Annotated in this window: 15 protein-coding genes; 3 read left to right on the plus strand and 12 right to left on the minus strand. The window is 73.7% G+C overall.

Translation table 11 applies throughout. The features are described 5' to 3' along the window. Positions 1 to 5: 5 nt before the first annotated feature. From B5557_RS39290 to B5557_RS44020, 7 genes are all read right to left on the minus strand, one after another. The gene (locus tag B5557_RS39290) at positions 6 to 1,586 is read right to left on the minus strand and encodes an IS1182 family transposase (RefSeq protein WP_079657897.1); all 1,581 of its coding nucleotides are present in this window, start codon (positions 1,584 to 1,586) and stop codon (positions 6 to 8) included. A gap of 69 nt (positions 1,587 to 1,655) precedes the next feature. After that, on the minus strand, positions 1,656 to 2,846 hold the full coding sequence (locus B5557_RS39295) for an SPFH domain-containing protein (protein WP_079663963.1): 1,191 nt from the start codon (positions 2,844 to 2,846) through the stop codon (positions 1,656 to 1,658). A 14-nt stretch (positions 2,847 to 2,860) separates the two neighbouring features. Next, positions 2,861 to 3,109: a hypothetical protein gene (locus tag B5557_RS39300; RefSeq protein WP_079663964.1), complete on the minus strand. Its 249-nt coding sequence runs from the start codon at positions 3,107 to 3,109 to the stop codon at positions 2,861 to 2,863. A gap of 194 nt (positions 3,110 to 3,303) precedes the next feature. Continuing rightward, the gene (locus B5557_RS39305) at positions 3,304 to 3,609 is read right to left on the minus strand and encodes a hypothetical protein (RefSeq protein ID WP_331716809.1); all 306 of its coding nucleotides are present in this window, start codon (positions 3,607 to 3,609) and stop codon (positions 3,304 to 3,306) included. Between the two features lie 66 nt (positions 3,610 to 3,675). After that, on the minus strand, positions 3,676 to 4,797 hold the full coding sequence (locus tag B5557_RS39310) for a PP2C family protein-serine/threonine phosphatase (protein ID WP_079663965.1): 1,122 nt from the start codon (positions 4,795 to 4,797) through the stop codon (positions 3,676 to 3,678). Between the two features lie 148 nt (positions 4,798 to 4,945). After that, positions 4,946 to 5,683: a DUF6338 family protein gene (locus tag B5557_RS39315; protein ID WP_079663966.1), complete on the minus strand. Its 738-nt coding sequence runs from the start codon at positions 5,681 to 5,683 to the stop codon at positions 4,946 to 4,948. 33 nt (positions 5,684 to 5,716) lie between these two features. Then, positions 5,717 to 6,121, minus strand: a complete 405-nt coding sequence (locus B5557_RS44020; RefSeq protein ID WP_143688276.1) for a hypothetical protein — start codon at positions 6,119 to 6,121, stop codon at positions 5,717 to 5,719. A gap of 310 nt (positions 6,122 to 6,431) precedes the next feature. Here B5557_RS44020 and B5557_RS39320 point away from each other — a divergent pair, with 310 nt between their 5' ends. The 3 genes from B5557_RS39320 (at position 6,432) to B5557_RS39330 (ending at position 19,193) form a co-directional block, all read left to right on the plus strand. Next, the gene (locus tag B5557_RS39320; protein WP_079663967.1) at positions 6,432 to 9,080 is read left to right on the plus strand and encodes a CHAT domain-containing protein; all 2,649 of its coding nucleotides are present in this window, start codon (positions 6,432 to 6,434) and stop codon (positions 9,078 to 9,080) included. Between the two features lie 84 nt (positions 9,081 to 9,164). Next, on the plus strand, positions 9,165 to 18,665 hold the full coding sequence (locus B5557_RS39325) for a hypothetical protein (protein WP_079663968.1): 9,501 nt from the start codon (positions 9,165 to 9,167) through the stop codon (positions 18,663 to 18,665). Positions 18,666 to 18,749: 84 nt separating this feature from the next. Next, the gene (locus B5557_RS39330; protein ID WP_231976146.1) at positions 18,750 to 19,193 is read left to right on the plus strand and encodes a hypothetical protein; all 444 of its coding nucleotides are present in this window, start codon (positions 18,750 to 18,752) and stop codon (positions 19,191 to 19,193) included. 297 nt (positions 19,194 to 19,490) lie between these two features. Here the strand turns inward: B5557_RS39330 and B5557_RS39340 are convergent, their stop codons facing one another. The 5 genes from B5557_RS39340 to B5557_RS39360 all read right to left on the minus strand — a co-directional run bounded on the left by B5557_RS39340 (position 19,491) and on the right by B5557_RS39360 (position 24,895). Continuing rightward, complete coding sequence (locus tag B5557_RS39340) at positions 19,491 to 20,141, minus strand: response regulator transcription factor (protein WP_079663970.1); 651 nt, start codon at positions 20,139 to 20,141, stop codon at positions 19,491 to 19,493. Beyond that, a complete protein-coding gene (locus B5557_RS39345; RefSeq protein ID WP_079663971.1) occupies positions 20,138 to 21,400 on the minus strand; it encodes a sensor histidine kinase in 1,263 nt (420 codons plus the stop codon). Before B5557_RS39345 ends, B5557_RS39340 begins: the two co-directional genes overlap by 4 nt. A 104-nt stretch (positions 21,401 to 21,504) precedes the next feature. Further along, positions 21,505 to 22,656 (minus strand): ABC transporter substrate-binding protein, encoded by a 1,152-nt coding sequence (locus tag B5557_RS39350; RefSeq protein WP_079663972.1) that lies wholly within the window; start codon positions 22,654 to 22,656, stop codon positions 21,505 to 21,507. Positions 22,657 to 22,842: 186 nt separating this feature from the next. Next, positions 22,843 to 23,832, minus strand: a complete 990-nt coding sequence (locus tag B5557_RS39355) for a helix-turn-helix domain-containing protein (protein ID WP_079663973.1) — start codon at positions 23,830 to 23,832, stop codon at positions 22,843 to 22,845. Between the two features lie 88 nt (positions 23,833 to 23,920). Beyond that, positions 23,921 to 24,895, minus strand: a complete 975-nt coding sequence (locus tag B5557_RS39360) for an alpha/beta hydrolase (protein ID WP_079663974.1) — start codon at positions 24,893 to 24,895, stop codon at positions 23,921 to 23,923. Positions 24,896 to 25,093 lie beyond the last annotated feature (198 nt).

Below are 25,093 nucleotides of genomic sequence, written 5' to 3' on the forward strand. Positions count from 1 at the left end.
GTTCGCTATGTGGTGGCCGGGGTGAGTCGCCAGCGGCCGCCAGTGTGGGTGAGTCCGAGGTTGATCAGTCGGCGGAGGTTGAGGGCGGCGGCTCGGGTGTGAAGCCAGGTGTTGTTGTTGATGGTTCCGCGGTAGCGGAGTCTGCGGTTGCCGTGCTGGACGAGCCAGGCGACGGCGCGTTCGACTGGTGGTCGCCAGCGGCGGTAGTCGGCTTGCCAGTCCGGGTCGGTGGCGGCCTGGCGGCGGGCGGCCGCTTGCAGGTCGTGGTGGGGGCGGATGGTCAGGATGCGGCCGGCCTTGGCCTTGGTGCACCGCTCGCGGAGGGGGCATCCGGTGCACAGGTTCCCGAAGGCCGCCTTGCGCTGGTTGTGCTGTCCGCCGGGGCCCGACAGGGCAACCGTATGCCCGGCGGGGCAGGTGACCGCGGAGGCGGCGGTGTCGATGGCGAAGTCGTCCAGGGTGAAGCCGCCGGGGACGGCGGGCCGCAGTGGGGCGGGCTTGAAGAACAGCCGGTGCCCCGCCTGGTGCAGGGCTTGGCGCATGTCGCCGGCGGAGTAGGCGGTGTCGCCGAAGGCGTCCACCGGACTCTCCTCGTCGGCCAGCAGATCCAGGCCGACGGTGGCCTCGTGGTGCTCGGCTCCGGCGCCGGGCCGCAGAGCCACGGCCGTGTATAAGCCGGTCTCGGGCTCGATGGCCAGGTGGGCTTTGTATCCGTCCTGCTGGTGGGTGCGGGTCTTGTGGATGTGGCGGGCTTCAGGGTCGACGGTGGACACGACGCGGCCCGGAGCGGTCCCCTTGCTGATGCGCCAGCGTCCGTCGCGGCCGTCGGAGTCCTCGGCCGGCTCCACGTCTTGTCCTGCGACCAGCGCCAGGATGCCGAGGGCGTTCGCGGCCTTCTCGTCCAACTGCTGGTCGGGCAGGTGGCCCAGCAGCCGCAGCACATCGGTGACCAGGGCGTCGACGAGTTCCGCGCGGGCCTGCTCGTCGTTCCAGGCGATGCGGGGTTTGCCGGGATCGGTGTAGTCGTGCGCGGTGCACTGCACGGCCGCGACCTCGGCGGCGCCGGGGACTTCGCGGATCACCGCACGGACGGCGGCGATCAGCTGGGTGACGGTGTCCTGGGTGGCCACCGCGTCGTCCAGCACCGTCGAGTCCAAGGCCCGCCGGTGCTTGCCGCCCAGGACACCGGTGGCCTTCACCACCTCGCGCACGGCCTCGAAGACGCGGTTGGGCCGGGCCGAGCAGGCCAGACGGCGGCGGAAGTAGGCCAGCAGAGACGGGTCAAACGCCAGGTCGTTCAGGCCCAGCCCGCACGCGGCCTTCCACCGCAGGTCACACCGCAGCTCCTGCACCGTCTCGAAGTCCGACAGCCCGTGCAGGGCCTGCAGCGTGATCGCCGCAGCCAGGATCTGCGGCGGCATGCTCGGCCGTCCATTCGCCGACGGGTACATGTCCGCGAACATATGAGCCGGGAACAGAGCACCACGGTGCTCGGCCAGAAACGCGAACACACTCCCCGCCGGAATCAACTCCCGGCACGTCTCCCACACATCCGGCCCGACCGTGTCCCCGGCCCATTCCCCCATCACCACGAAACGAGTCTGGCCCCACCGCTCACGCGGCGGGGCCAGAACCCCAAGATCTTCATGAGCCTTCTAGTCGACGTCCACCGGGCCGTCGTCCGTCTTGCGGTCCTTGCCCGGGTGCAGCTGGAGCAGGGCGCTGCCGTTGCCGTTCTCGGGGCGGCCACGGCCCTCGCCGGAGTCCTGCCCGCCCAGGTTCTGGCGGACCGAGTCGAGGATCGTCAGGCCCTGGGAGACCAGGCCGGCGGCGATCTCGCCCAGGCCGTCCGCGCCGTTCAGGACGTTGACGTTGGCGCCGGCGAGGCCGCCGGCCGCCTCCTTCACGATCTGCGGGAGCTGGTCGATCAGCATCCGGTCGAGCGCGACCCGGTCGTAGGACGCGGCCGCCTCGGCCTGGATCTTCATGCGCTGCGCGTCGGCGGCGGCGAGCACCCGGATCCGCTCGGCCTCGGCCTCGGCCGGCTTCACGATCTCGGCCACCAGCTGCTGCTGGCGCAGCTTGGCCTGGCGCTGCGCCAGCTCGGTCTGGGCGGCGAGCACCTCCTGCTGGGCGTGGGCCTGCGCCAGCGGGCCCGCCTGGGCGGCCTGGGCCTGCGCGCGGTCCACCTCGGCCGAGTACTCCGCCTTGACGACGGCCGTCTGCCGGGCGTACTCGGCCTGCTTGCGGGCCGCCTCCTGCTCCGCCTCGACCGACGCCTGGGTGGCCTGGGCCTGGGCGATCTGGGCCTGCCGCTGGATGGCCGCCTTGTGCGGAGCGGACATCGCGTCGATGTAGCCGGCGTCGCCGTCGTCGATCGACTGGATCTGCAGCGAGTCCACGATCAGACCGATCTTCGCCATCTCCATCTTGGAGGTGTCCAGCACCTCCGCGGCGAGCTTCTGCCGCTCGGTGACGATCTCCTCGACCGTCATCGAGCCGATGATGGCGCGCAGGTGCCCGGCGAAGATCCGCCCGGTCAGCACCGACATCTGGTCCTGGTCGGAGAGGAAGCGCTGCCCGGCGTTGATGATGCTCTCGTGGTCGTTGCCGACCTTGAACGCGATCACGGCACGCACGTGCAGGGCGATGCCCTGCCTGGTCACACAGGTCTCGGTGACCTCGGCCTCGCACATCGACAGCGTGAGGAAACGGGTCTTGCGGAAGAACGGGATCACGAACTTGCCGTGTCCCGTCACCACTCGGAACGGCGCGCCCCCCAGTCCCCGCCGGCCCCCCGAGATCAACATCGCCTCGTCGGGAGCGGGAACGCGGTATCCGAACATCTCTCTTCTGCTCCTCAGTCGGCGTCGGCGAGATCGCCGAGCGCGTCCAATGGATCCCTCCACTCGATGACGCCGACCTCGCGACATCCACGCGATTCGATCACCAGGACCGTCGCCCCAGTGGGTAGAGGATCCTCCGACCAGGCGAGAAAGGTCTCGGAACCGCCCCTGACCCGCACCAGGATCTCGCCGGGGCCCGCGGAACCGCGGGTTCCGACGAGCACCTTCCCCGTACAGCCGATCACGGCCTCATCCTGCGGCATCACCGGCCGCCCTCCAACGCTCTGGCCCACGGTTCAGACGATAGACCCACCAGGGCCGGGGGCCCAACGGGCACGACGATTCGGCCCGCGGGGGCGGGCATACCGCCTTTCCCACGACGGGAAACCGGGCCGGGACGACGGGGGCCCGCACGAGGCCGAGGAGCCTCGCCTGCTGCGCGGCGGTCAGGGCGGTGCTACCTCCTCGTGGCGGACGGTGACCGTTTCGCCGTCGATCTCCATCGAGGTCGGCTCCGAACCCCAGAAGCAGGGGCGCCGCGCTGCACCTCGCGGGTGCTCTCGGCGAGCACGAGGTCGCCGAGCGTCCGCACGGGTCCCTGGTCGGACGTCTGCGCCGGCCCGGCCCGACGCAGCAGACCACGCAGCCGCTCGTTCTCGCCGCGCAGCCGGCGCAGCACCTCGACGCCGTCCACGTCGGGCAGCATCCCGTCGACCATCAGCACGCGAACCGTGCCTTCACGGGTACCGGGGACGCCAGACATGGGCCGAGGTTCGCTCGGTGCGCTGTGAGAACCGGGTGCGCGAGCTGAGCGCGTGCCAGGAGGACGTCAGCGGCGCGGTGACCGGCGGACGGTCAGGACGGCGACGTCGTCGTGCCGGCGGCCCCCGCCGGCGAACCCGCGGGCGTCCTCGTGCAGCGCCCGGGGCAGCTCGGTGGGGGAGAGGTCCAGGTGCTTCATCAGGCGTTCGTCGACCGGGTAGAACGTGCCGTCGGCGGCGCGGGTCTCGGTGAGGCCGTCGGTGGTCAGCAGCAGCGTCGAACCGGCCGGGAACGCGAACCAGTCCACGGTCGTGGGCTCGGCGGCCAGTTCGGCGAGCCCGAGCGGGACGCCGGAGTCCAGCGGCGGAGTGCTGACGGCGCCCTCGTGCACCAGCCGGGGCGGGACGTGCCCGCAGTTGACGGCCTGCACCTCCTCGCCCGCGTCGACGCCGATGATGAGGGCGGTGACGAACCGCTCGTCGTCGCCGGTCTGTTCGGCGTAGGAGTTGTGTCGGACGACGGAGGCGTCCAGGGCGTCGACGAGCGCGGTGAGCGTGGGCTCGCGGTGGGCCGCCTCGCGGAAGGCGCCGATGACGGCGAACGCGGCGCCCACGGCGGCCAGGCCCTTGCCCTGCACGTCGCCGATGAGCACCCGCGTGCCCCAGGGCGAGGCGACGACGTCGTAGATGTCGCCGCCCACGAGCCGGTCCTCCTGCACGGGTTCGTAGACGCCGTTGACCAGGACGTCGTCGGTGAGCAGGGGGAGGGGGTGGAGGATGTGCCGCTGCATGGCGGCGGCGGTGGAGCGCAGCCGCAGCATCTCGTGCTCGCGCCCGATACGCCGGTGGCAGGCGTAGACGGAGGCGGCTCCGAGGGCGAGGGTGAGCAGTACCAGCAGCGTCCGGTCGAGCGGTCGGCCGCCGTTGCCGCTGCGCAGCAGCACGGTGAGGGTGACGAAGAGAGTGGTCCACGCGGCGACGAACTTCGTCTGCTGGACGGTGCACAGTGCCGACGCCGTCCCCGGCAGGAAGACCAGCAGTCCGAGGAGCCACACCTCGGACCCGGACAGGACGCCGAGGACCTCCACCAGGACCGTCACCGACAGCACCCCGACGACCGTCTCGGCGTTGCTCGGAGGCTCGATGGCATCGAGGGTGTCGGCGGCTCTCTTCCGACGGATACCGATCATGGGAACTCCCGGGCAGGCGGTGATCTCTCTGTACCTTAGACAGCCGACCGGCCCGGCGGACGCCGCCACGACCCCTCGGTCCTCGGCTCACGTCCCTCGGCTCACCGGGCCGCCCGCCCCGCAGCCCCGCCCCCATTTCCCGCCGCCCCTAGGGCGGTGTCGCGTCCGGCGGTTCCGGGTGGGTGGGCGGCGGTTCCGGGTGGGCGTCCGGCGGTTCCGGATGGGCGGGTGGTTCCGGGATGGGTGCGGGGGGCTGGGGCGGCAGGTCGGCTCCGTGGACGAGGACGATCTGCGGGCCGGGTATCGCCACGAACCGGGCCGGGTGGTGGCGCCGCTCCTGCCCGGGCTCGGTGACCGCGAGCGGCCACTGGAGCACGAGGTCGCCCTCGCCGAGCGTGTCCCGTTCACCGTCGAGGCTCAGCAGCTTCCCCTCCCACAGCCGTCCGTCGGTCAACTCCACCGCCAGCCACAGCGAATGCCCCGGCGGAGTCAGCTCGACGGCCCTGCGCAGCGGGGGAGAGGGGGTGTGCCGGACCGACGTGCCCTTGTAGCGGGCGACCGCCAGCCCGGCCGACCCCGCGATCCCCAGGCTGATCGTGAACGCCAGGACACCCGACCAGATGGCCTGCCAGGGATGAACGGTGAGGTAGGCGGAGCCCTTCAGCAGCCCTTCGAGCGGCAGCAGCGCCGTCCAGTGCGGCGCGAACAGCAGCACCACCAGCGTCCCCACGGCGCTGCCCGCGGCCCCCACGCACACCAGGTCCACGAGTTCCAGGAGCGAGGTGCGCCGGCGTCGCGCTCGACGCACCTCGACGATACGGACGTAGACGTACCCGGGTGCGGCGGAGACGAGCAGCACGACGAGCGCGACGACACTGGTCGGCATCTTCCCCCCTTGCCTTCCCCCTTGCCTTGTCGCCTACCTTCGCGTCTGGGGCTCCCCGCCACTCGTCGGTGGTGGTGGCGGTGGTGGTGGCGGCTGTTGGGCGTTCGCGCTGCCGAAGGGGTCCGGTAGCCCGGCCGCCCCGGGGTCGGGCTCAGCCGGCATGTCGGTCCCTCGCGGGTCCGAGTTCTCGGTGAACTCACCTTGGGGCAGGAGGTCCTGGAGGTCCGCGTGCGTGTGGACGAGCTCCGCGAGTTCCTCCTGGAATTCGTCGTTGTCCAGACCGTGGGAGCGGTCGTAGAACTCGATCAGAGCGGCTCGGGTCCCCTCGGAGAGCCTGTGCCACCCGGCGTGGACGGCCTTTCGGACCCGCGCGTCGGTGACGCCACGCGGCAGAGTGGGAAAGGCGGGACGTCCGGAATCGGAACGGCTGGAAGGCACGGTCGCTGACACCTCCGGAGACGGCTGGCTGAGGGCGCCCGGACATCCTGCCAGTCTCAGTCCTGTCAAGGAGAACCTTTTCTCACACAAATCTGTTCATCGGTACGTAATCTGGGGGGACGAGAGCGCGCCTCGCCTCGGCCGTCCGAAGACGTCACCGGGGCCTGAGGCCCGGGCAAGGGGGCACGGCACGGTGGTCGGGCAGAACAGGCCTTGTGAGTACCGGGACTTCACCGTTCGCCTGGTCCGGACATACCCGACAGACGGTACCGGTGACACCGGGGGCGGTGCCGGGAGGCTCCGTTTCGACGTGTACGCGGCGGAGGACGGGGTCCGGGTCCCGGACAGGTCGCTTCACATCGAGAACGTACGGCAGTTCGCGGAGAGGTTCGACGAACTCGGCGTCACCGACTCCGACATGGCGAGCATCATGGGGAGCGCGCTGCTTCCCAAGCCCGTCGACGCCTGCTTCCGGGCCGCCTTGGAGGACGCCCGGCAGCGGCGGGCCGGAGTCCGGCTGTGCATCGAGACCACCGACCCCGAACTGGCCGCCGTCCCCTGGGAGATCTGCACCGTGGAGGTGAACACCGCGGGCGGCGGACCGGAACGGCGGTTCCTGTACCGCCACGAGGCCGTGTCCGTGGCACGCAGGCGTGTCGGCTCCTTCCGGCCGCCGGAAGTGGAAGCCTTCGCCCGCGAGGCCGGGGCGGTGGTCGTGGCCACCGCGCTGGACGTCGTCGACCGCCACGGCCGCTTCGGACTCCAGGAGCGCAAGCCCGGCGTCGGCGGGCACATCTCCGCGATCAGCGCCGCGCAGGCGGCCGATCGGCTCCAGGGCACACGCTACGAGCCGGTGGTGACCCAGGACCCCGTCAGCCGCGACCAGCTGTGCGACGTCCTCGCCACCCGGGCCTGGGCGTTCGTGTTCGGCGGCCACGGCACCGCCGACGGCATCGTGCTCACCGGGCCCGGCGGCCGCGAGGACCTGGAGCTGATGACCGCGACCGACCTCGCCCGCGTCCTGCACGCCGCGAACGTGCAGGTCGCCGTCCTCGCCGCATGCCACACGGCCACTGAGAGAGGCCCCGGCGCCGTCGACACGCCGAGCGGCTGGAGCAGCGTGGCCGGGACACTCGTCGACGGCGGAGTCCCCTGGGTGATCGGGATACGCGGCCTGGTGGACGACAAGGTGGCGGCCGAGCTGACCCGGCAGTTCCTGGCCGGGCTGAGGGACGGCGACTCCGTGGAGAACGCGCTGGCCCGGGCCCGCGACGAGGTGGGCAATCCCGGCTGGCTCCCCGTGCTCCACACCTCCGAGTCCGCGCCGGACGCCCGGTTCCGGCCACCGGCGCAGGCCGTGGCGCGCGAGGAACTCACGGCGTTCCCGGCCGTGTCGGGGGAGCGGGCCACCGCGGGTCGGCTCGTATACGACGAGGGCCCGTGCCGGCTCGACGTCCTGTGGGGTCTCGACCGGGGCCCGATCCGCGGCGTGCTGGCCGACTGGCCCGACACCCGGCTCGCCGACGAACTCGACCGCGTGGAGGACGGCCCGCTGGCGCCCGCCACCACACCCCCCGAACGCCGGGAGGCCGGGACCGCGCAGTTACCCCGGCGGAGGTGGTACGAGCTGCGGTGCGACGGCGCGGAGGTCCCGGGCTCTCCGGACGCGCTGAACCTCCTGGTCTCCCGCCCGTACGGCTGGAACCTGCACATGAAGGCGCACCCCGACGGTTCCTCTACGGGGTTCGTGGTGTGCTGGGACGCGCCCCGCCGCTGCGCTGCGGGCGCCGTCCGTCCCGCGGTGGACCTCATGCGGGCGGTCGCCTCGCTGCTCCCCGGCGCGGCAGTGCTGCTGCATATCCGAGGGGACGACGAGGAAGCGCTGCTCGGTGCGGCCGAAGAGGCGGCCGGGTCGCTGCCCGCCCGGGACGACGGCTCGGGGATCGCGCCGGCGGTACTGACTCGGGTGCGATGGGGGGACACCGCCTGGCGCACCGCCACGGAAACCGGTCGGCCCAGGGACGCGGAGGCCGGCGTACCCCCCGACGCCGCCTCCTCCGGACAGCTGACGGCCCGCGCCCGCGTCGACCGCTACAAGCGGAAGAGGGGGCAGCTGGATGCGGCCGAGCAGCGGTTGAACGCCGCGCGCACGTTCATCGCGGAGCTGGAGGCGGACGACGAGGACTCCGGTCTGCTGGCGGATCCGGCGTTCCTGGCGAGCGAGGTGTTCCGGGTGGGCACCCGACCCGCGGTCGAGGCACTGCTCACCGTGCTCGCACGGGAGCGGGACGACGACGAGGAGCGCTACGCCTCGCTGGCCGCCGCGGCCACCCGGGAGGACCACCTGGACGTCTGGCTCGCCGCCGCGGAAGGGCTTCCCACGGCGAGCGGCGAACCCGCCGAGGGCGCCAGACCGATCGACCCGCTGTGGCTGCCGCCCGCCCTGTTCCCCGAGGCGGTCCGGACCCGCGTCGCGCTGGGGCTCCTCCGGCGTGGCGACGATCCCGCGCGGGCCGTCCCGGGACCGCACTGGGACGGCCAGGTCCCCCAGGACCTGCGCCGCGTGTTCGCCTATCTGCGCTCCGCGCCCAAGGGCCGTGACACGGCCGAGGGCAGAGCCGCCGACCTGAAGTTCCTGCTCGGTCTCCGCAGCTACGAAGCCGCGGCCACCGCGCTGCGGGCCGGCGTCGGCCAATCCCTGTCGATCCGTGAACTGTCCCCCGCCGAGCCGAAGTGCCCCGACGGACGACTGTCGCCCGCGGGCTGGGCGGCGCTCGCGTCCCGGCCGCTGGAGAGGGCCTCCGTGCGGCTGCTGAGCGGCGAACTCGCCGAGTGGATGCAGCGAGCCGTCGGCTTCCACCGGAATCCCGCCGAACCCGACGGCGACAACCTCCGTTTCGCCGAGGGGCTGCGCCGCGCCCTCTTCACCCCGCACCCGCCGTTCGCCGCCTCCGTCTGACCGCCTCCGTCCGACCGCCTCCGTCTGATCGCCTCCGTTCGACCACCTTCGTCCCCACCCCTCATCGACACACGAGGAGAGTCCGTGCTCGCTGCCTGGTACCTCTGTTCCTGTCTCGGTCTGACCATCCGGCAGAGCGCCGACTACCTGGACATCCTGGAGATCCTGCGCTCGAAGAAGAGCGACGAGCATCAACTGGCCGCCGCTGTCGAGAAACTGGTGGAGTGCGAGCCGTCGCTGCGGCTGCACGGACTCGGTCACGTCCTCGCGGCGGCGCGACGGCCGGAGCACGGCGAGCAGGATGACGCCGAGGCCGGCGGAGGCGCGCTCGGTGTGGCCGCGCTGGCCATGGCCACCCGACTCTGCGAGGGCCTCGTCGAGTGGGCGGCCCCCGCCCAGGCCGGCACCCGGCGGAAGTTGAACGACCTGCTGAAAGAGGCCCTCGACGGCTCCCACCACCCGGCGTACGTCGAACGGGTCGCCGCACTGCTGGGCGAATGCGACCAGCGGGCCAGGTCCGTGCCCACCGAGGCGATCCCCTACCAGAGCGTCGACGGCACGGTGTTCGAGACGCTCGCCCTCACCCTGCTCGTGGCCGCCGTGGCGCAGGACCCGGACGACGCCGCCAAGCTGTGCGTGGGGGACGACCGCCCCGAGGTCGTCACCGACGCGCTGGCGAACCGGCTGGGGCGGCTGCCGCTGCTCGTCGCCGTCGACGCCGTCCTGGCCGCCTCCCCGGAGGAGGCGGACGACGCCGTACGCACGGCCGTGTGGCACGCGGGGCAGGGCTCGGCGGACCTCGAACCCGATCTGCTGACGGCCGCCGCCCGGTCCTGGTTCCCCGCCCGCCCCCAGCACGGCGACCCCGGTTCCGACGAGGACCCGCAGGACCTGGAGGACCTCGCGAAACGCTTCGAGACCGAGCTGGGCACCGGCCTGCTGTTGCGTGGCTGGGCGGGGGACAGACGCGGTGTCGGGGCGCGCGGAAAAGAGGTGCTGGCCCGGCTGGGCTGTGGGTCGGACGGCCTCACGGACGCCCGGGTGCGTACCGCACTGTGGCAGCTGATCCTCTGGGAACTGTTCGCCGAGGACGCGCCCGCGCAGGCGCTGGAGTCGGCCGCGCGCTGGTGGGGCGCGCCCGCCAGGTACGAGAGGCGGACCCTGTTCGACGGCACGCTGGCCGTCCTGCCGTCCGCCGAGGCGACCGACTCCGAACGGCAGACGGCCGTCGACTGGATCGGCACGATGGTGCGCAGGCCCTACCGGCCCGGAGGGGCGCCCGAGGTCACCTGGAGCGACGATCCGGACGGCCTTCCGCCGCACGTGGTGTGCTCGCCCTGGATGTGGCGGGGCGACAACCGCTTCTCCCTCAAGCCCAAGAGGGAGTCCCCGACCACCTGGTACCGCAGTTGGGACCACCTCGACCTGCTGCGGGTCACGGCTTTGGCCCCGATCGCGGTGCGGCTCCTGCGCGAGGCCCACGACCCGGTGCCGACCCTGGACTTCGACGGGCGGCGGCCGACCGACCCGGCCGTGGCCTTCCTGTTCCACGCCAAGGACGTCTTCACCGACCCCAGTTGCCGGTTCTTCCTCACCGCCCTGCGCACCCAGTCCCGCCCGGACGACCTGACCGTGGACGTCCGCCTGGCCGCGCTGGTGATGCACAGCCATCTCACCGTGGGACGCGCCGGGCGGGGCCTGTACCCCGAGGTCCCCGTGTCGCTGTTCGCGGACTTCCTGATCGACGGACCCGGCGACGTCAGCGAGGCCGAGGAGAAAACCCAGTGGTACCAGCTGTTCTCGCGCCCCGCGTTCAACGGGGCGCGGGACTGGATCACGGACTCCGCGGCCGGCGCCCGGCTCACCGGCACCGGCGAGGCCCAGGGGCCGCGCTGGTTCGACGGCAGTGTGCCCCATGCCCGCCGGCTGCTGACGACGGCCGTCGACCGCCTCCTGCCCATCGACCGGGCGGAGGACGGGGCCGACGCCGAGAAGGCGCAGAAGGAGGGCAAGGCCGCCCGTCGGCAGAAGCACGGGTCCACCAAGCCGTTCCTGAGGTCGCTCGGCGAGCACTTCACGCCGGATCTCGTCACGGCGGCGGCCCTCGCCGAGATCGACCGGGACTGGATGGCGCCGGACCGGCTGGACCAGCGCGTCGAGAGGCACAGCGGGCAGCGGGCCGCCGCCCGCCGGCGCGGTGACGCGATACCGCCGGGCCTGAGCCCGGACGATCTGCTGGTCGCCGAGCGCTACCCGGCGCAGGCGTGGGAGCTCAACCAGGAGAACATCGAGCTGCTCGTCCCCGACCCGTTCGATCCGCAGGAGTGGCAGCACTACCGGGAGCCGTTCGAGCGGTTCCTCACCGACATCGGCGCCGTCCCGCTGACCTTGCAGACGCTCAGGGTGGCGGCCCTGCTGCAGGCGGAGCAGCCGGAGACCATCCGGCACAGCGAGGAGTGGCTCACGTCCTGGCAGCGGTTGATGGACAACGTGACCCACAAGAACCACCTGGGCCGTTTCATCCGCAGGGCGGCCCTGGAGATGTTCCGGACACCGGACCGGGGCGTGGACGCCCAGGACCGTGTCAGGCGGGTCCTGGAACGGGTCGTCGGCAGCGTCGTGGCCTTCAGCGCCGAAGCCCCGCGCTACTACCAGATCCTGCTGTCGGAGGACGCGTTGAGGCCCGTCCCCGAAGCCGCGCGGCCGCTGCCGCCCGAAGGGATGAACCGGCTGCGGGTACAGGCCCTCTACGCGATCCGCCGCCGTAACTGGCATGCGCAGCGGGCCTCCGAGGCGACGACCGGTCCGTGGGAGGTGATCGAGGGGCGACGGTCACGTGACGATGTCGACGCCCAGGTCCGCGCATTCGTCGCCGCGGCGGCCACCGAAAAACTGACGTCCGACCCCGGGAAGACGCTGGGGGACACGTTCGTCAGCTCGTGGGAGCGGTACGCGCTGAGCCTGCCGGGCCGTCCCGGGGACGAGCGGGCGGACCCCCGGCTGGTGGTCGCCCGGGGAGTGCGCCACCGCACCGGTGAGCCGTGGTCCGGTCTCGGTCCCTGCAAGCTGGAGCCCGAGGAGAGCGGGCGGGACGGCTCCGGGGCCACCGATCTCGGCGCTCTCTCCCCGGACGAACGGCAGGCGCGCCTCGCGGCATGGCGCGACGCCCTGCAGTCCCGGACCGTCCTGGGCATGGTCTGCGCGCGTGATGCCGCAGGGGCCGGTGTACGGATCAACTGGGGCGCCGGGACTCCGCTGTCCGCCGAGGACGGCGGGAAGCTGGAGGTCGGCGACCCCTGTGTGGTGCAGGTGGTGTGGGATCCGGCGCGGGAGACCTGGCGGCAGGCGGAGGGTGACACCGCGCGCCGGGCGGGCCGCGCCGACCCGCGCGACGGAGAGGTGCGCGCCGCGCGCGTCCGCAACGACGACGGCAGGGTGCGCGTCACCGTGGACGGCGTGCCGGGTGACGCGGTCGACGGCGGGGCCGCCGCCGTGCTCTGGGAGCCGGACCTCTCGCAGGTGGTCGCCCGGCGGGGCGGCAGCGCCGCCCCGGACGCCCTCGCCACCCTCGCCCGCTGGGACGCGGCCACGAGCCGTTGGCTGCCCGTCGACCGCTCGCTGACCGAACTCGTCGCCGCCGACCTGCCGTACGGGGATCCGGACGGCCCGCGCGCGACGGTCCTGGTGTACGCGGGCCACGCGGAGACGGACAGCCCCGAGGAGTCCGAGGCGAGGCGCTTCTCGACCGTCGCCGGCCGCAGCTATCTGCTGCGGCCCCAGGACTGGGTGGACCCGGAGGCTCTCACTGCCGTCCTCACTCCCGCGGCGCGTGGACCGCTCGCCGGCGAACAGGACGAACTCCAGGAGAACGGCGCCGCGCCCGCCCCCGGGATGCTCGTCTACGTGGCGCTGGGCGAGGGACCCGATCCACGGCTGGACCTGCTCCCGGACCCGCCCGCCGGCGCGGAGGGGCGGTGGCCCGCCCTCGCCTCCGGTGCGGGCCGCGACACCCGCAACGTCGACTGGCTGGCTCTCTTCGACGAACCCGAGGCACGGCCGTGGCGGGCCACCGCCCACCAGGTCGACACCAGGGCGGACAAGACGCCCCTCTGGCAGGTGCAGGTCGACGACCTTGCCGGCTATCCGAAGGGCGCGGGCTTTCCGACTCGGGTGACCGTCGAGGGCGTGGAGTCCGGCGACGGCGCGGAGCGGCTGTTCCAGCCGCGGCCCTGGGACGAGCAGGGCGCCCGAGCCGCCCGGGTGCTGGGCGACCGGCTGCCCGTCCAGCGCCTGGAAGACGCCGAACAGCCCCCGAGCGGGGCGCGGTTCGACGCGTTCTGGCAGATCGAACCGGGCGACACGTTTCCGGTGCGGTCCCTGGGCCGGCCCCGCGCCACGGCGCCGACGGTCGGGGCCACGGCCGGAGCGGGCTTCCCGGTCCTGCTGGAGCGCTCCGGACTGCTCTTCGAGGACCGGACCGTCGCCGGCCTCACGCTGAGCGTCACGCGGGTCACCCCCGTGCCCGCGCGGTCCGACCGGGACGCGGTCCCCCTCCCGGACCGGGAGCTGTGCACGCGCCTGGGGACGAGCACACCTCCCGACACCGGGGTGGAGGGCGTCGTCGTCCAGTTGATTCCGCTGCTCGACGGCTCGGTCGACTCCTACGACGTCTGGCTGCGCGCGCCGGGTGAGGAGCCGCGGCTGTGCGCGCTGCCCGCCGCCTCCTTCCGCGCACCCGTCCGCGACGCGGGCACCACGTTCCGCGGCACACGCACCCAGGACGGCTGGCTGTTCACCCCGCGACAGGTGCGTGGCACCGCGCTGCACCAGGTGCGGAAAGCCTCGGCGCCGCCCGGTGGGTCGTGGGAGTTCCAGGGGCCCGTCGGCCGCCCCGGGCAACAGGAGTCCGCGCTCTACACCCAGCGGCGCACCGGCGAGATCGTCCTGGCCCCGCCGCCGGCCGAACGCCCCCGCACGCGGGTCGTCGTGCGCGTCGCCCTCGGCACGTGCCAGGTCCGCTCCCGCCAGATGTCGCTGCTGCTCGCGGGGATCGGCACGTCCGCGGCGGTGGGCATCGTGCCCGCCGCCCTGGCCGGCAGGATCGTGGCCGGCAAGGTCCCGATCACGGGGATCCACTTCGAGCTCGCCTCGGACGGCCCGGACGAGCCGATGAACGGAAGCCCGATCGCGCTGCGCCGCTGCTTCGACGTCGGCCCCGGCCCCCGCACCAAGCAGAGGGCCGCCCCGGACCGGCCGCGCACCGAGGAGGACCTCTGGCGCCAGGGCTACGACGCCGGGAAGCCCCTGACGGAGACGGGCGCGCTCAGCGGCAGAACGTTGACCGTGCGCGGGCACCAGATCCCGGTACGCCGCGACGACGTTCCCTTCGTACGGGCGGTCCGGTACTCCCTGAACGACGTCAGGGCGCTGATCGTCGTGGAGAACGGCGACCTCGTCGCCTCGACCCGCCAGGTGCCCCCGCTCGACGCGGCGCAGTTCGCCCACTACCTGTCCACGACGCTCTCCGCGAAGAAGGGCCGCGTGTGCGAACTGCGGCGCAGGCTCCACTACGTGGGGACCTTCCGGCAGGGCGGGGAGACGCTGTGGCACTTCGAGTGGGGGCGGGGCTACACGGTCGCGCTGCGCCCCGGTGAACTCACCTGTGACGGCAAGCCCTGCGGCGAGGCGTTCCCGCTGTTCCACGGCGACCAGTTGGTGCGGCTGAGGTACCGCGAGGAGGCGTCCGGCCGGGTCACGGTGGACTTCCGGTCGGGCGACATCCGGGTCCAGGCCGGTACCCGGGTCGCACAGGAGGCACAGGACGACGGCTTCGTCCACCAGGTCACCGTCTTCGCCGACCCGAGCACTGGCGAGGTGCGGATTCGCCGGGTCAGGCTGACGCCCCGTTTCCTGCCGCGGGCCGACGAGCGGTTCCAGGACGTGAACATCGCCGCGCACCTGTCCAGGTCCGACCGGGAGAAGGTGCTGCGGCTGCTCGGGGACAGCGCCCAGGCGACGGAACTGTGCGTGCTGGCTCGCTTCGACCGCGACCAGTACCTCGCCACCAAGGGCGTGATGCGGACCTTCCGCTACGTGGAACCCCGGTTCATCGGGGCGCTCGACGGGCGAGGCCCCGCCAGGAACCGCCTCTTCATGGTCGCGGACGGCATCACACGCGACGCCGGCGGCACCTATCTCACCCTGAAGCTGCCGGAGGCGGTACGCCAGCCCGAGGGCACCGAGCTGAAGGTGCGGGTGTATCCCCGTGACTTCTCCGTACGGCCCAACCTCCTGCCCCGCATCCACGACGAGGTCGGCGGCGATGGCAACGGCGCAGCCGAGGAGTCCGACCCGGCGCTGCGGTACCGGGGAGTCGTCTTCCTGGTCGAGGTGAGTCAGGGCACGACGCCCGGCACCTGGCGGGGCAGACTCACCTCCGCGCCCGCCAGGGACGCGCGCACGCTCGTCAGCGCCGTACGGCAGGCCGGAGGATCGCTGCTCGCGGTGGTCGCCGACGAACGGGGGCGCACGGTCGAGGTTCTGCCCGGTGTGGTCTTCGAACTGCCCCAGGACGCCTGGAAGTTCGCCGACGAGGTGGGCAAGGGCGGGATCGTCCGGCTCTACCCGCGCGGCGGCGAGGGACTGTTCGTCGGCCGGGCCCAGCGACCGGACCACGCCTATCTGCACCGGGAGGGCCGCGTCGCCGTCGTCGAGGAGTCGTCGAGCCTCGGCGACAGCCGCGCCGCGTTCCGGGTGCGCGGGCTGCCCGCCCTGTCCGTCGAAGTGGCCGAGGCCCTCGCGAGCCGCCTCCGCGACACCCGGCTGCCCCAGACCGCCGTGCTGCTGCGCTCCGGCGCCAAGGTGACGGCCGTGTCCCCCGGCCCCCGCGCCCAGGTGCGGGCCGCGAGGGTCGACACGACGAACAGGGACAGCGCGGAGGCCGTCCTCAGGCCCCTCCGGCTCGGCGGCAGCAAGCCGCCGGAGGGACCCGTCCCCTGGTCGCAGCTCAGCTTCGCCGACGGCTCCGTGGAAGACCTCCGCGCCCACTGGGCCAAGCCCCGGCCGGACGGCGCCGCCGGGGCCCGCGCCGCCGAGCGCCGACGCGCGCCCGTCTTCTTCGACGACGACGGCAACGGCGGCTGGACCCTGCGCTACCGGTCAGACCGGCTGCTGAGGAACTTCGCCCTGCCCGCGACCACGCTGACCGAAGTGCCGCGGCCGGCCGGCTCCGCCTGGTACACCGTGGCCGGACCGGCCCGGGACAACAGGGGCGCCGCCTACGGCCTGTGGCTCGAACTGAGCCCCGGCGCCGTCATCGAGGTCCACGGCCGGCTGGTCATCGGGCCGTCCGGGCACCCACTGGCCGATCTCTCCTGGGACCGCTTCGGGCCGGGCGACCAGGTGCGCCTGGAAGTCGTTCGGGGCGCGCTCGCCGCACCGCGCGAACTGCGGCTGTCGGACTGGCGTCCGGGCGCACGCGCCGCCTGGTCGGCCGGCCTGCGGGACCGGGTGTGGCTGCCCGTCCGACCGCTGCCCGGCAGGAACGGCGTCGAGCTGGGCGTGAGGCACTTCCGTTGCCGCTACCCCGTGATCGACCCCGCCGCCGCGCTCGCCCCGGGCGGCTTCCTGCACTCCGCGCTGACCGGGGCGACGGCGGTCGTCCTGGACAGCGCCGCCAACACCCTCTCCGGGGCCCCCGAAGCGGGTCCGGCGCCCGGCGACTGCGCCCTGCTCGGCCTCGACCCGCAGGGCGAGCCGACCCTCCTCGGCCTGCCGCACCGCCGGGTCGGGCTGAGCGAGGACGCGGCCGGATGGCCCGGCGGAGGCTGGCTGCGTGACCTGCTCGCCGACGGGCCGGAGGCGCTGCTGGAGCAGCTGGAGGGTCTGCCGGTGACCATCGAGGAGTGGGGCGAGGAGGCCGTCATCGTGTCCCGCCGGCTCCAGCCGGCCGGGACGCTGCCGGAGAGAGCGACGATGCTGTGCACCGCGCTGGCCGAGACCGGCGGCGACCTCGTGGTGCGCTGCGGGGGAGCACTGCATCTGCTGCCCCTGCGGGAGGTCGTGCCCGGCCTTCCGGAGCAACTCGCCGTCGAGGCCGCCCGCTTCCTCAGCGGCCGTGCGCCGCACGAGGAGCAGGAGAACAGGCGAGGCCAACGGCTGTGGTGTCAGTCGACGATCCCCGGCGACCGCGGTCGGCAGGACGGCGCCGCCCCGGTGCTCCACGTCCGCCTGCCGCTCGCCCCGCTGTCACCCCACGCGGACGAACTGCACGCCACACCGCGCGGCGTGCTGGTCCCGTCCGACGGGCCCGACCGCCCGCCGTACGGTCTGCTGCTGGAGGCGGACCGCGACCGGCGCTGGCACTGGATGCCGGCCGAGCGGGCCTCGTGGCTGCCCGACCCCACGGCCGGGGAGCTGCGCGCCGCACTCGTCGACGGCGCACGGCCCGTGCGCGTCCGCCGGCTGGCCGACGACACGGTGTCGGTGCTGCACGTGCGCGACGTCGAGCGCGCGCGGCTCGCGCTGCGGCCGGGCACCCGGCTCCGGGTCGCCCCCGGCAAGGACCGGGAGCGGACGGCGGACGGACCGCGGCCGAGGGTGGCACGCGCCCTGCCCACCGGAGTCCTCGTGCAGCTGCGGCCCGCCCAGGAGGAAGGCGTACGGTCGGGCGAACAGCTGTGGTGCGAGGTGGAGCGGCTGGACACCGGGCACGGCCGGGGCACCGTCGGCGTGGTGCCGGTCGGCAGCCGCCGGCACCGGGTGGACCTGCCCAAACGCCTCGCCGTGGACTTCGCGACGACCGCGGCCGCGCAGCAGGCGGCACTGCTCGCGACCTGCGCCGCCCAGGACGTCGTCGCCGAGGCGTATCTGTTGCCGCGCACACCCGAGGCCCCGCTCTCGCCCGACGCCCGCCAGGCCCTGCGGCGCTGGCTCACCGAGCACGGAGCGGCCGCGTACCACCTGATCGCCGATCCCGAGGCGGCCGACCTGGATCTGGAGTTGACGGACGTCCTGGCCGCGACCCTCCTGCTGGAGCGGCACGGCCGAAGCAGTCTGTTGCATGCCAGGGGCGCGGTCCTGCTCGCCCATCACCTGGGGCTGCGGGCGACCCGCTCGCTGCATGTGGAGCCGCTGGTCCGGTCCTGGGCCGCGCTCGAACGGCTGGCCGCCGACCCTCGTCTGGCGCGGCTCCGGTTCCCGGCCGAGCTGGACGACACCCAGCTGCACATCGTTCGCTCCTACGGCAACGGGCTGCTGAGCCAGACCGACGGCGCGGGAGACGAGCACACCGACGCGCCCGTGGCCCGTGCCGCTCTCGCGGCGGTGGGCGACCTGCCGCCGGGGGAGGACCTGTCGAAGGGCGCCGACTGGCTGTCACCGCTGGCGGCCCTGGGCCGGGCCCTGCACCCGCCGAAGGGCGAGGCCACCGCCCAGACCGAGCTGGATCCCGGCCAGCGCGACCAGTTGCACACCTCGCTGCGCAACTCCCTGAACGTCCCGATCCCGTTGCTGGCCCACACCGGCGCCGTCCCCGCCGCCCAGCGGGACCTCGCCCGACTCGTCCTTGAGGAGGACATGGAATGAACGGCCACGGCCGCTGACCCGTATCTCTTCGCGAACGCCCGGCCACAGGCGTGGCCGGGAAGCGCGCCGAAAACGGAGTTGTACGTGCTTCAGCAGTCCACGGCCCGCCTTGTGCGCGGCGCCGCACTGGCCGGCAGCCTGGCCCTGCTTCCCCTTACCACCGCGTGCAGCGGCGGCGAGGACGACGCGTCCGCGAAGAGCACGCCGGCGCCCCCTGCGGTGACCGCCGCTCCGGCGGCCGGGGTCGTGGCGCCGGCGAAGGTCGAGGTGATCGCCGGCCTGACCGGCTGCACCGCCAAGATCCGCATCGAGGCGGACGAGCTGCGCCAGGGCGTCTGCCACACGGCGGAGGCCGACTACCTCATCACCACCTTCCCCGAGGAGCAGCACAAGGAGACCTGGCTGGAGTCCGCCAGCATCTACGGCGGCAAGTACCTCGTGGGCTCCCGCTGGGTCGTCAGCGCCCAGCCGAAGCTGCTGGAGCAGTTCCGGCCCAAACTCGGCGGCACCATCCAGCAGTTGGGCTGAGCCCGTCAGCTCTTGAACACGACGACATAGCCGGCGCGGGCCGTCAGGGGCGCGGCCAGGGGCGGCCACACCTTCGCCTCCGAGGACGGCTTCCGCACCGCGCTCCTCGTCGGCGTCGGACTCGCCCTGGTCTCCGCGGCCATCGCCGCCGTCATCCCCGCCGCCCGCACCACGGCGGCCGACGAGGACGCGACCGACCCGACCGACCACGCCCTCGCGCCGGAGCAGGCCGAGGTCTGAGCCGCGGGAGACGACGAGGGGGCACCCGCGTTGCCGGGTGCCCCCTCGTCGTACGTCTCACGCGAGGTCCAGCAGCCCCCGGCGCACCGCCTCCGACACCGCGGACGCGCGGTTGTCCGCGCCCAGCTTGCGGTAGACCCGCACGAGGTGCGTCTTGACGGTGGCCTCGCTCAGGAACAGGGCCTCGGCGATGGAACGGTTGCTCAGCCCGTCCGCCAGCAGCCGCACCACCTCCACCTCCCGCCCACTCAACACCCGCTCCGGAGCGGGCACTTGGGCGACCAGCTCACCCACCACGTCCGCGGCGAGGCCGAGCGCTCCGGCGGCCGCGCCGCGCACGGCCCGGAACAGCTCCTCGGGCGGACCGGCCTTCAGGACATAGCCCCGCGCCCCCGCCTCCAGCGCCCGCACGACATCGACCCGCCCCGAGTAACTCGTCAGCATCACCACAGGGACGTCCGGCACCGCGACCCGCAGTCTGCGCACCGCCTCGATCCCGTCGATCCCGGCCCCGCCGCCGCCCGCGAACCGCAGATCCATCAGCACCACGTCCGGGACCAGCGCAGCCGCCAGCCGCACGGCCTCCTCCCCGGCGCTCGCCTCGGCGACCACCTCCAGGTCCGGCTCACCTTCCAGCAGCGCGCGCAGCCCGGCCCGGACGACGGCGTGGTCGTCCGCCAGCAGCAGACGCAACGCGGCGCCGGTCACCGGCCGGCCACCGCACTCGGCGCGCCCACCGGCGGCCGGACCGGCGACGACGTGGGCACCGTGGCCCGCACCCAGGTACCCCGTCGGGGCGCGCTGCCGACCTCCAGATCGCCGCCGCACTCGCGCAGCCGGGTCCGGGCCGCCGGAAGTCCGAGCCCGCGGCCCGGACCCGAAGCGAAAGCGCCCCGGGCCGCGTCGAACCCCGCTCCGTCGTCCCGTACTTCGAGCTCCACCCGGTCGGCATGCCGGTGCAGGGTGACCAGGACGTTCCCGGCGCGGGCGTGTTCGCGCACGTTGGCCAGGGTGCTCTGGGCGACCCGGAACAGGGTCGCGGCCGTCCGGCCGTCCACGGCGGGGCGGGGCGCGCCCAGCGACCGGAACCGCACCCGGGCCGCCGCCCCTTCCGCCTGCGCGCGAGCGCACAGCAGCCGCAGCGCGCCTTCCAGACCGGCCTCGTCGACGGCGGACGGCGTCAGGTCGCGGATGATCCTGCGGGTCTCCGCGAGGTTGGCGTGCAGACCGTCGGCGACGGCCCGGACCCGGGTCCGCGCCACGTCCGGACGGGTGTCCCAGTCACGCTCCGCCGCCTGCAGCAGCATGACGCCGCCGGCGAGTTCCTGGGCCAGTGTGTCGTGCAGGTCCCGGGCGATCCGGGTCCGTTCCGCCAGCACCCCGGCCTCACGCTGCTGCCGGGCGAGGACGTCCCGGGTGCCCCGCAACTCCTCCACGAGCCGCAGCCGTTCGGCGGCGTCGCGCTGCTGCGTGCGGTAGAGGGACACCGTGCCCCACACCGCGGCCACCGGGATCAGCACGATCTCCGGATCGAACTGACCGCCGCTGCGGATGAGTTGACCGGCCAGCACGACCGTGAGCGCGGCCACCGCCACCGCGGCCGCCCGGCGGCCGAGCGCGCGCAGCGCCACACAGGCCAGCGGCACCGCGCACCACACGTAGGCCGCGGTGAGCGACGCGGGAGCGAGCAGGACGAGCACCGTCCACAGCGCCAGCAGCGCCGCGATCCACACCGGCCGACCGAACCGCCCCAGCCGGTCCCACGCCGCGAGCCCACCCGCGTACACCAGCGCCAGCAGCCCGCTGACGGACACGATGTCCCAGCACAGACCGATCCTCAGCTGCTCCAGCCGCACGAGACCGGCGCCGACGACGAGGAAGAACGTCAGATGCGACAGACGGGCCAACGCTCCCCGGCTTCCGCGGGCGGTCCGCACTGAGGAAGGGACGGGAGCGTGGTCGGACACGGCAGAAACCCCTTGGACGCCCTTGGACGATGATCCGTTCGAACAGGGGTGCCGAGTCTATCCGTCGGCTGTAGGGCCGGTGTGAGGACGGCGGGTGCCGTCGGTCACGCCCCCGGGTGCAGCCCGAGCACGCCCGGCGTCGGCTCGCCCTTGACCTCGCCGAAGTACAGCGCGAACGTCTGCTTCAGACGCTCCACCTCGGCCCGGTCGGACATGAAACGGGGGAAGCCGTCGACGTTGGCGTTGCGGTACTCCCACACCGGCTTCAGACCCGTCGGGGGAGTGACGTCGGTGCGCACCGACCAGCCGCTGAACGAGTTCTGCTGGACGGCCGTGGACAGCTGCCAGTTGAGGTAGAGCTTCGCGGCCGTGGAGTTCTTCGCCGCCTTGAGGATCGCCGCCCGCTGGCCCCACGCCATGAACGGGGCGCTGTCGGGCAGGACCCACTTCACGGGGCCCGTGCCCAGGGGCGCGCCAGAGCCGCCGACGCCGATCGCGTACTGCCCGGAGCCCACGGCCTCGCCGGGCGAGTTGCTGCCGCGCGCGAAGCGGACGTCCTGCGCGGCCAGCTTGGCCACCCAGTCCCAGCCGTAGTGCTTGACGTAGAGCGAGTACAGGAACAGGACGGCGTCGTCGTCGTGCGGGAACGACGAGGCGATCTTCCCCTTCCACTTCGGGTCGACCAGGTCCAGCGGCGTGCGCGGCGCGTCCGAACCCACAGCGGCCGTGCCGTACATGAAGCTGAAGCCGATCGCTCCGATGGCGACCCACGCGCCCTGCGGGTCCTTGAACTGCTCGTGGACCTTCGAGAACCCGGCGGGACTGTAGTGCAGCAGTCGGCCCTGGGCCTTCCAGCGGGTGAAGTCCTGCAGGGTCTGCAACTGGACGACGTCGGGGACGAGGGTGCCGGTGGCGAACTGGTTGTCGACGCGTACGTCGTGGTACTTGCTGTAGTCGACGATCAGCTTCAGGTCGATGCCCGGGAAGGCCTTCAGGAAGGCCGCCTTGGTGCCGTCCTGCTGGGTCGGGGTGTCCCCGCCGGCGTAGACGACGAGCTTGCCGCCTTCCGCGAGCGCGGCCTGGTACAGCTCGTCGAGCGACCTGCTCTCCTCCGCGCCGGAACCGGTCCGACGGGGGGACGTGGACGACGCGGTCGCGGTGGCCGCGGACGCGGGGGCGGCGCCGAGGGCGCCGAGGCCGAGGGCGGCGCCCGCCCCGGTCGCGAGGAGACGCCTTCTGCTGGGGAATCCGGACATGGTGGGGAGACCTCTCAGGACTCGGAGGGGGGTGAGGACCGGGCGCCACGGTCGAGGTCGAGTCTGCCGGGCCCGACGACCGGTCCGCGTCGTCCGGACGGCGCGGACGACGGGCGTACGGTCGAATCCCCGTTCAACCGATCGGTTGAACGCCTCTGCGGCCGCCCCGTCCTCGCGGGAGCGCCGCTACGGCCGCGCCAGCCGCCGCATCGTCAGCGCGAGGTGCAGCCGCAGCCGGCCCTGGGGTGTGCGCACCGGCCACCCCAGCAGATGCTCGGCGTGCACCAGCCGGTCCTGGAGGGTGGAGTGGTGGACGTTCGCCTCGGCGGCTGCCGCCCGCAGACTCGCCGTGGCGGTGACGGCGTACAGGGTGGCGAGCAGCCAGGGGGCGTCCGCGGCTGCCGCCTCGACCGCGTGGACGTCCGGCGGCGGCTCGGCGCCGGGCACGACGAGGTCGGCCAGCAGGGCGACGCCGCCGAGCTCGTCGGCGTGCACGACCCGGGGCCCGGGATCCTGCGCGGTGCCGTCCGCGGTGAAGCGCAGCGCGGTGCGGGCCGCGGCCCAGGACCGGGGCAGGTCCGGCACCGGCACGGCGGGTCCGACACCGGCCCGGCCGGCGGGCACCGCGTCCCGGGCGTCCGCGGGCAGCACCCGGGGCCGGCCGCCGGGCGTGGCCAGCGCGCGGGCCGGGGCGGCGGGGTCGAGGCCGAGCCGGCGGGCCGCGTGCAGCCGGGCCGGCTCGGGGGCCGTGGCGTCGAGGAGGGTTTCGACAAGCGCGGGATCGTCGAGCGGGGCCCGTCCGCGCGTGCGGTCGAGGACCAGACGTGCCGCGCCGGCCGCCCGTTCCAGGATCACCGCGTCCACGACGCTGGGCACGGCGCCGGTGCGTTCCAGCCACAGCGCGGGAGCGCCGTCGGGCGTCAGACCGGTGGACGGCCAGGCCGGGTCCGGCGGCAGGTCCGTGTCCCGGCGGGCCCCGTCGGCCTCCACCCGGATCCGCACCCGCCGGTCGGCGTCGACGAGCCGCGCGGGCACCCCGGCCAGCACCGCGGCTCCGCGCACCAGCGCCTCCACTCCGGCCCGCGACTCGGCGAGCCGGTCGAAGTAGGCGATGACCTGCACGGCGGCTCCGGCGTCCGGGTCCAGCGCGGTCAGGCGCCCGGCCAGCTCTTTCATACGGCCATGATGCGCCACGCGGGCCCGCCGAGGAACGGACCGCTTCGGATCCGCACCCGGTACCGGGCGGCCGGGCCGCCCGCGGGAGTCACTCGGCGAGCAGCCTGCGCAGCCAGTCCAGGTGGGCCGCGCGGGCCGACCGGGACAGCGCGGCCTGCGGCGCGAAGCCGTCGAAGCCGTGGAAACCGCCCGGCCAGACGTGGAGTTCCGCGATCCCGCCGGCCTGCCAGATCCGGGTGGCGTAGGCGACGACCTCGTCCCGGAAGGTCTCGGCGGAGCCCACGTCGAGGAAGGCCGGGGGCAGCCCGGACAGGTCCTCGGCGCGGGCAGGCGCCGCGTACGGGGAGACGTCCGGTCCGCCGCGCCGCTCGCCGAGCAGGGCGCCCCACCCCGTCTCGTTGGCGGTGCGGTCCCAGACGCCGAGGCCCGCCATCTGGTGGCTGGAGGGGGTGTCGTTGCGGTCGTCCAGCATCGGGCACATCAGCATCTGGCCGAGCGGCCGCGGACCGCCCCGGTCGCGCAGCAGCAGGGCGAGTGCCGCGCTGAGGCCGCCGCCCGCGCTCGCTCCGGCGATCACGATCCGCTCCGGGTCCCCGCCCAGCTCCTTGGCGTGCTCCGCCGTCCACAGCAGACCGGCGTACACGTCCTCGACGGGCGCCGGATGCGGGTGTTCGGGCGCCAGCCGGTATTCCACGGACACCACCACCATGTCCAGTTCCCGCGCCCAGTCGAGGGCGACGTCCACCCCGACCCGGTTGTTGCCCAGGACCATGCCGCCGCCGTGCACGTGGTAGACGACCGGACGCGGCCGGTCTGGGGCCGGAGAGGTGGGCCGGCAGATCAGCAGCGAGATCTCGGCGGCGCCCTCGGGGCCGGGCACCGTGCGGTCCTCGACCTCGAAGGCGCCGTCCGCGGTGAGGTCGAGCTCGGCGAGCAGTTCGATCCCCGGTCCCTGCCGGATGACCTCGATGTCCTCGGGGGTCATCCCCGGCTGGATCATCTCCTTGATCAGTTCCAGGGCGGCGGCGAGTTCGGGGTCGAAGGGCGGCGGCACGTACGTCATGGGCTTCTCCTCACGCGAAACGCGGATGCGCGGCGGCTCGTGCGGCCCATGATCGGCGCATCCGCCGTCCCGGTGGGCGCCGCCGTACGGCGGAACCTGCCCGCCGTTCGGCGGGTGACGCCCGCCCCACCCGCGCAGCTTGCCAGGACTTGACCTTTTGTTCACCTGTGCCGGGTGGAAAGGAGCAAGCCGCCGCGA

This window comes from Streptomyces sp. 3214.6, assembly GCF_900129855.1.
GTDB lineage: Bacteria > Actinomycetota > Actinomycetes > Streptomycetales > Streptomycetaceae > Streptomyces > Streptomyces soliscabiei.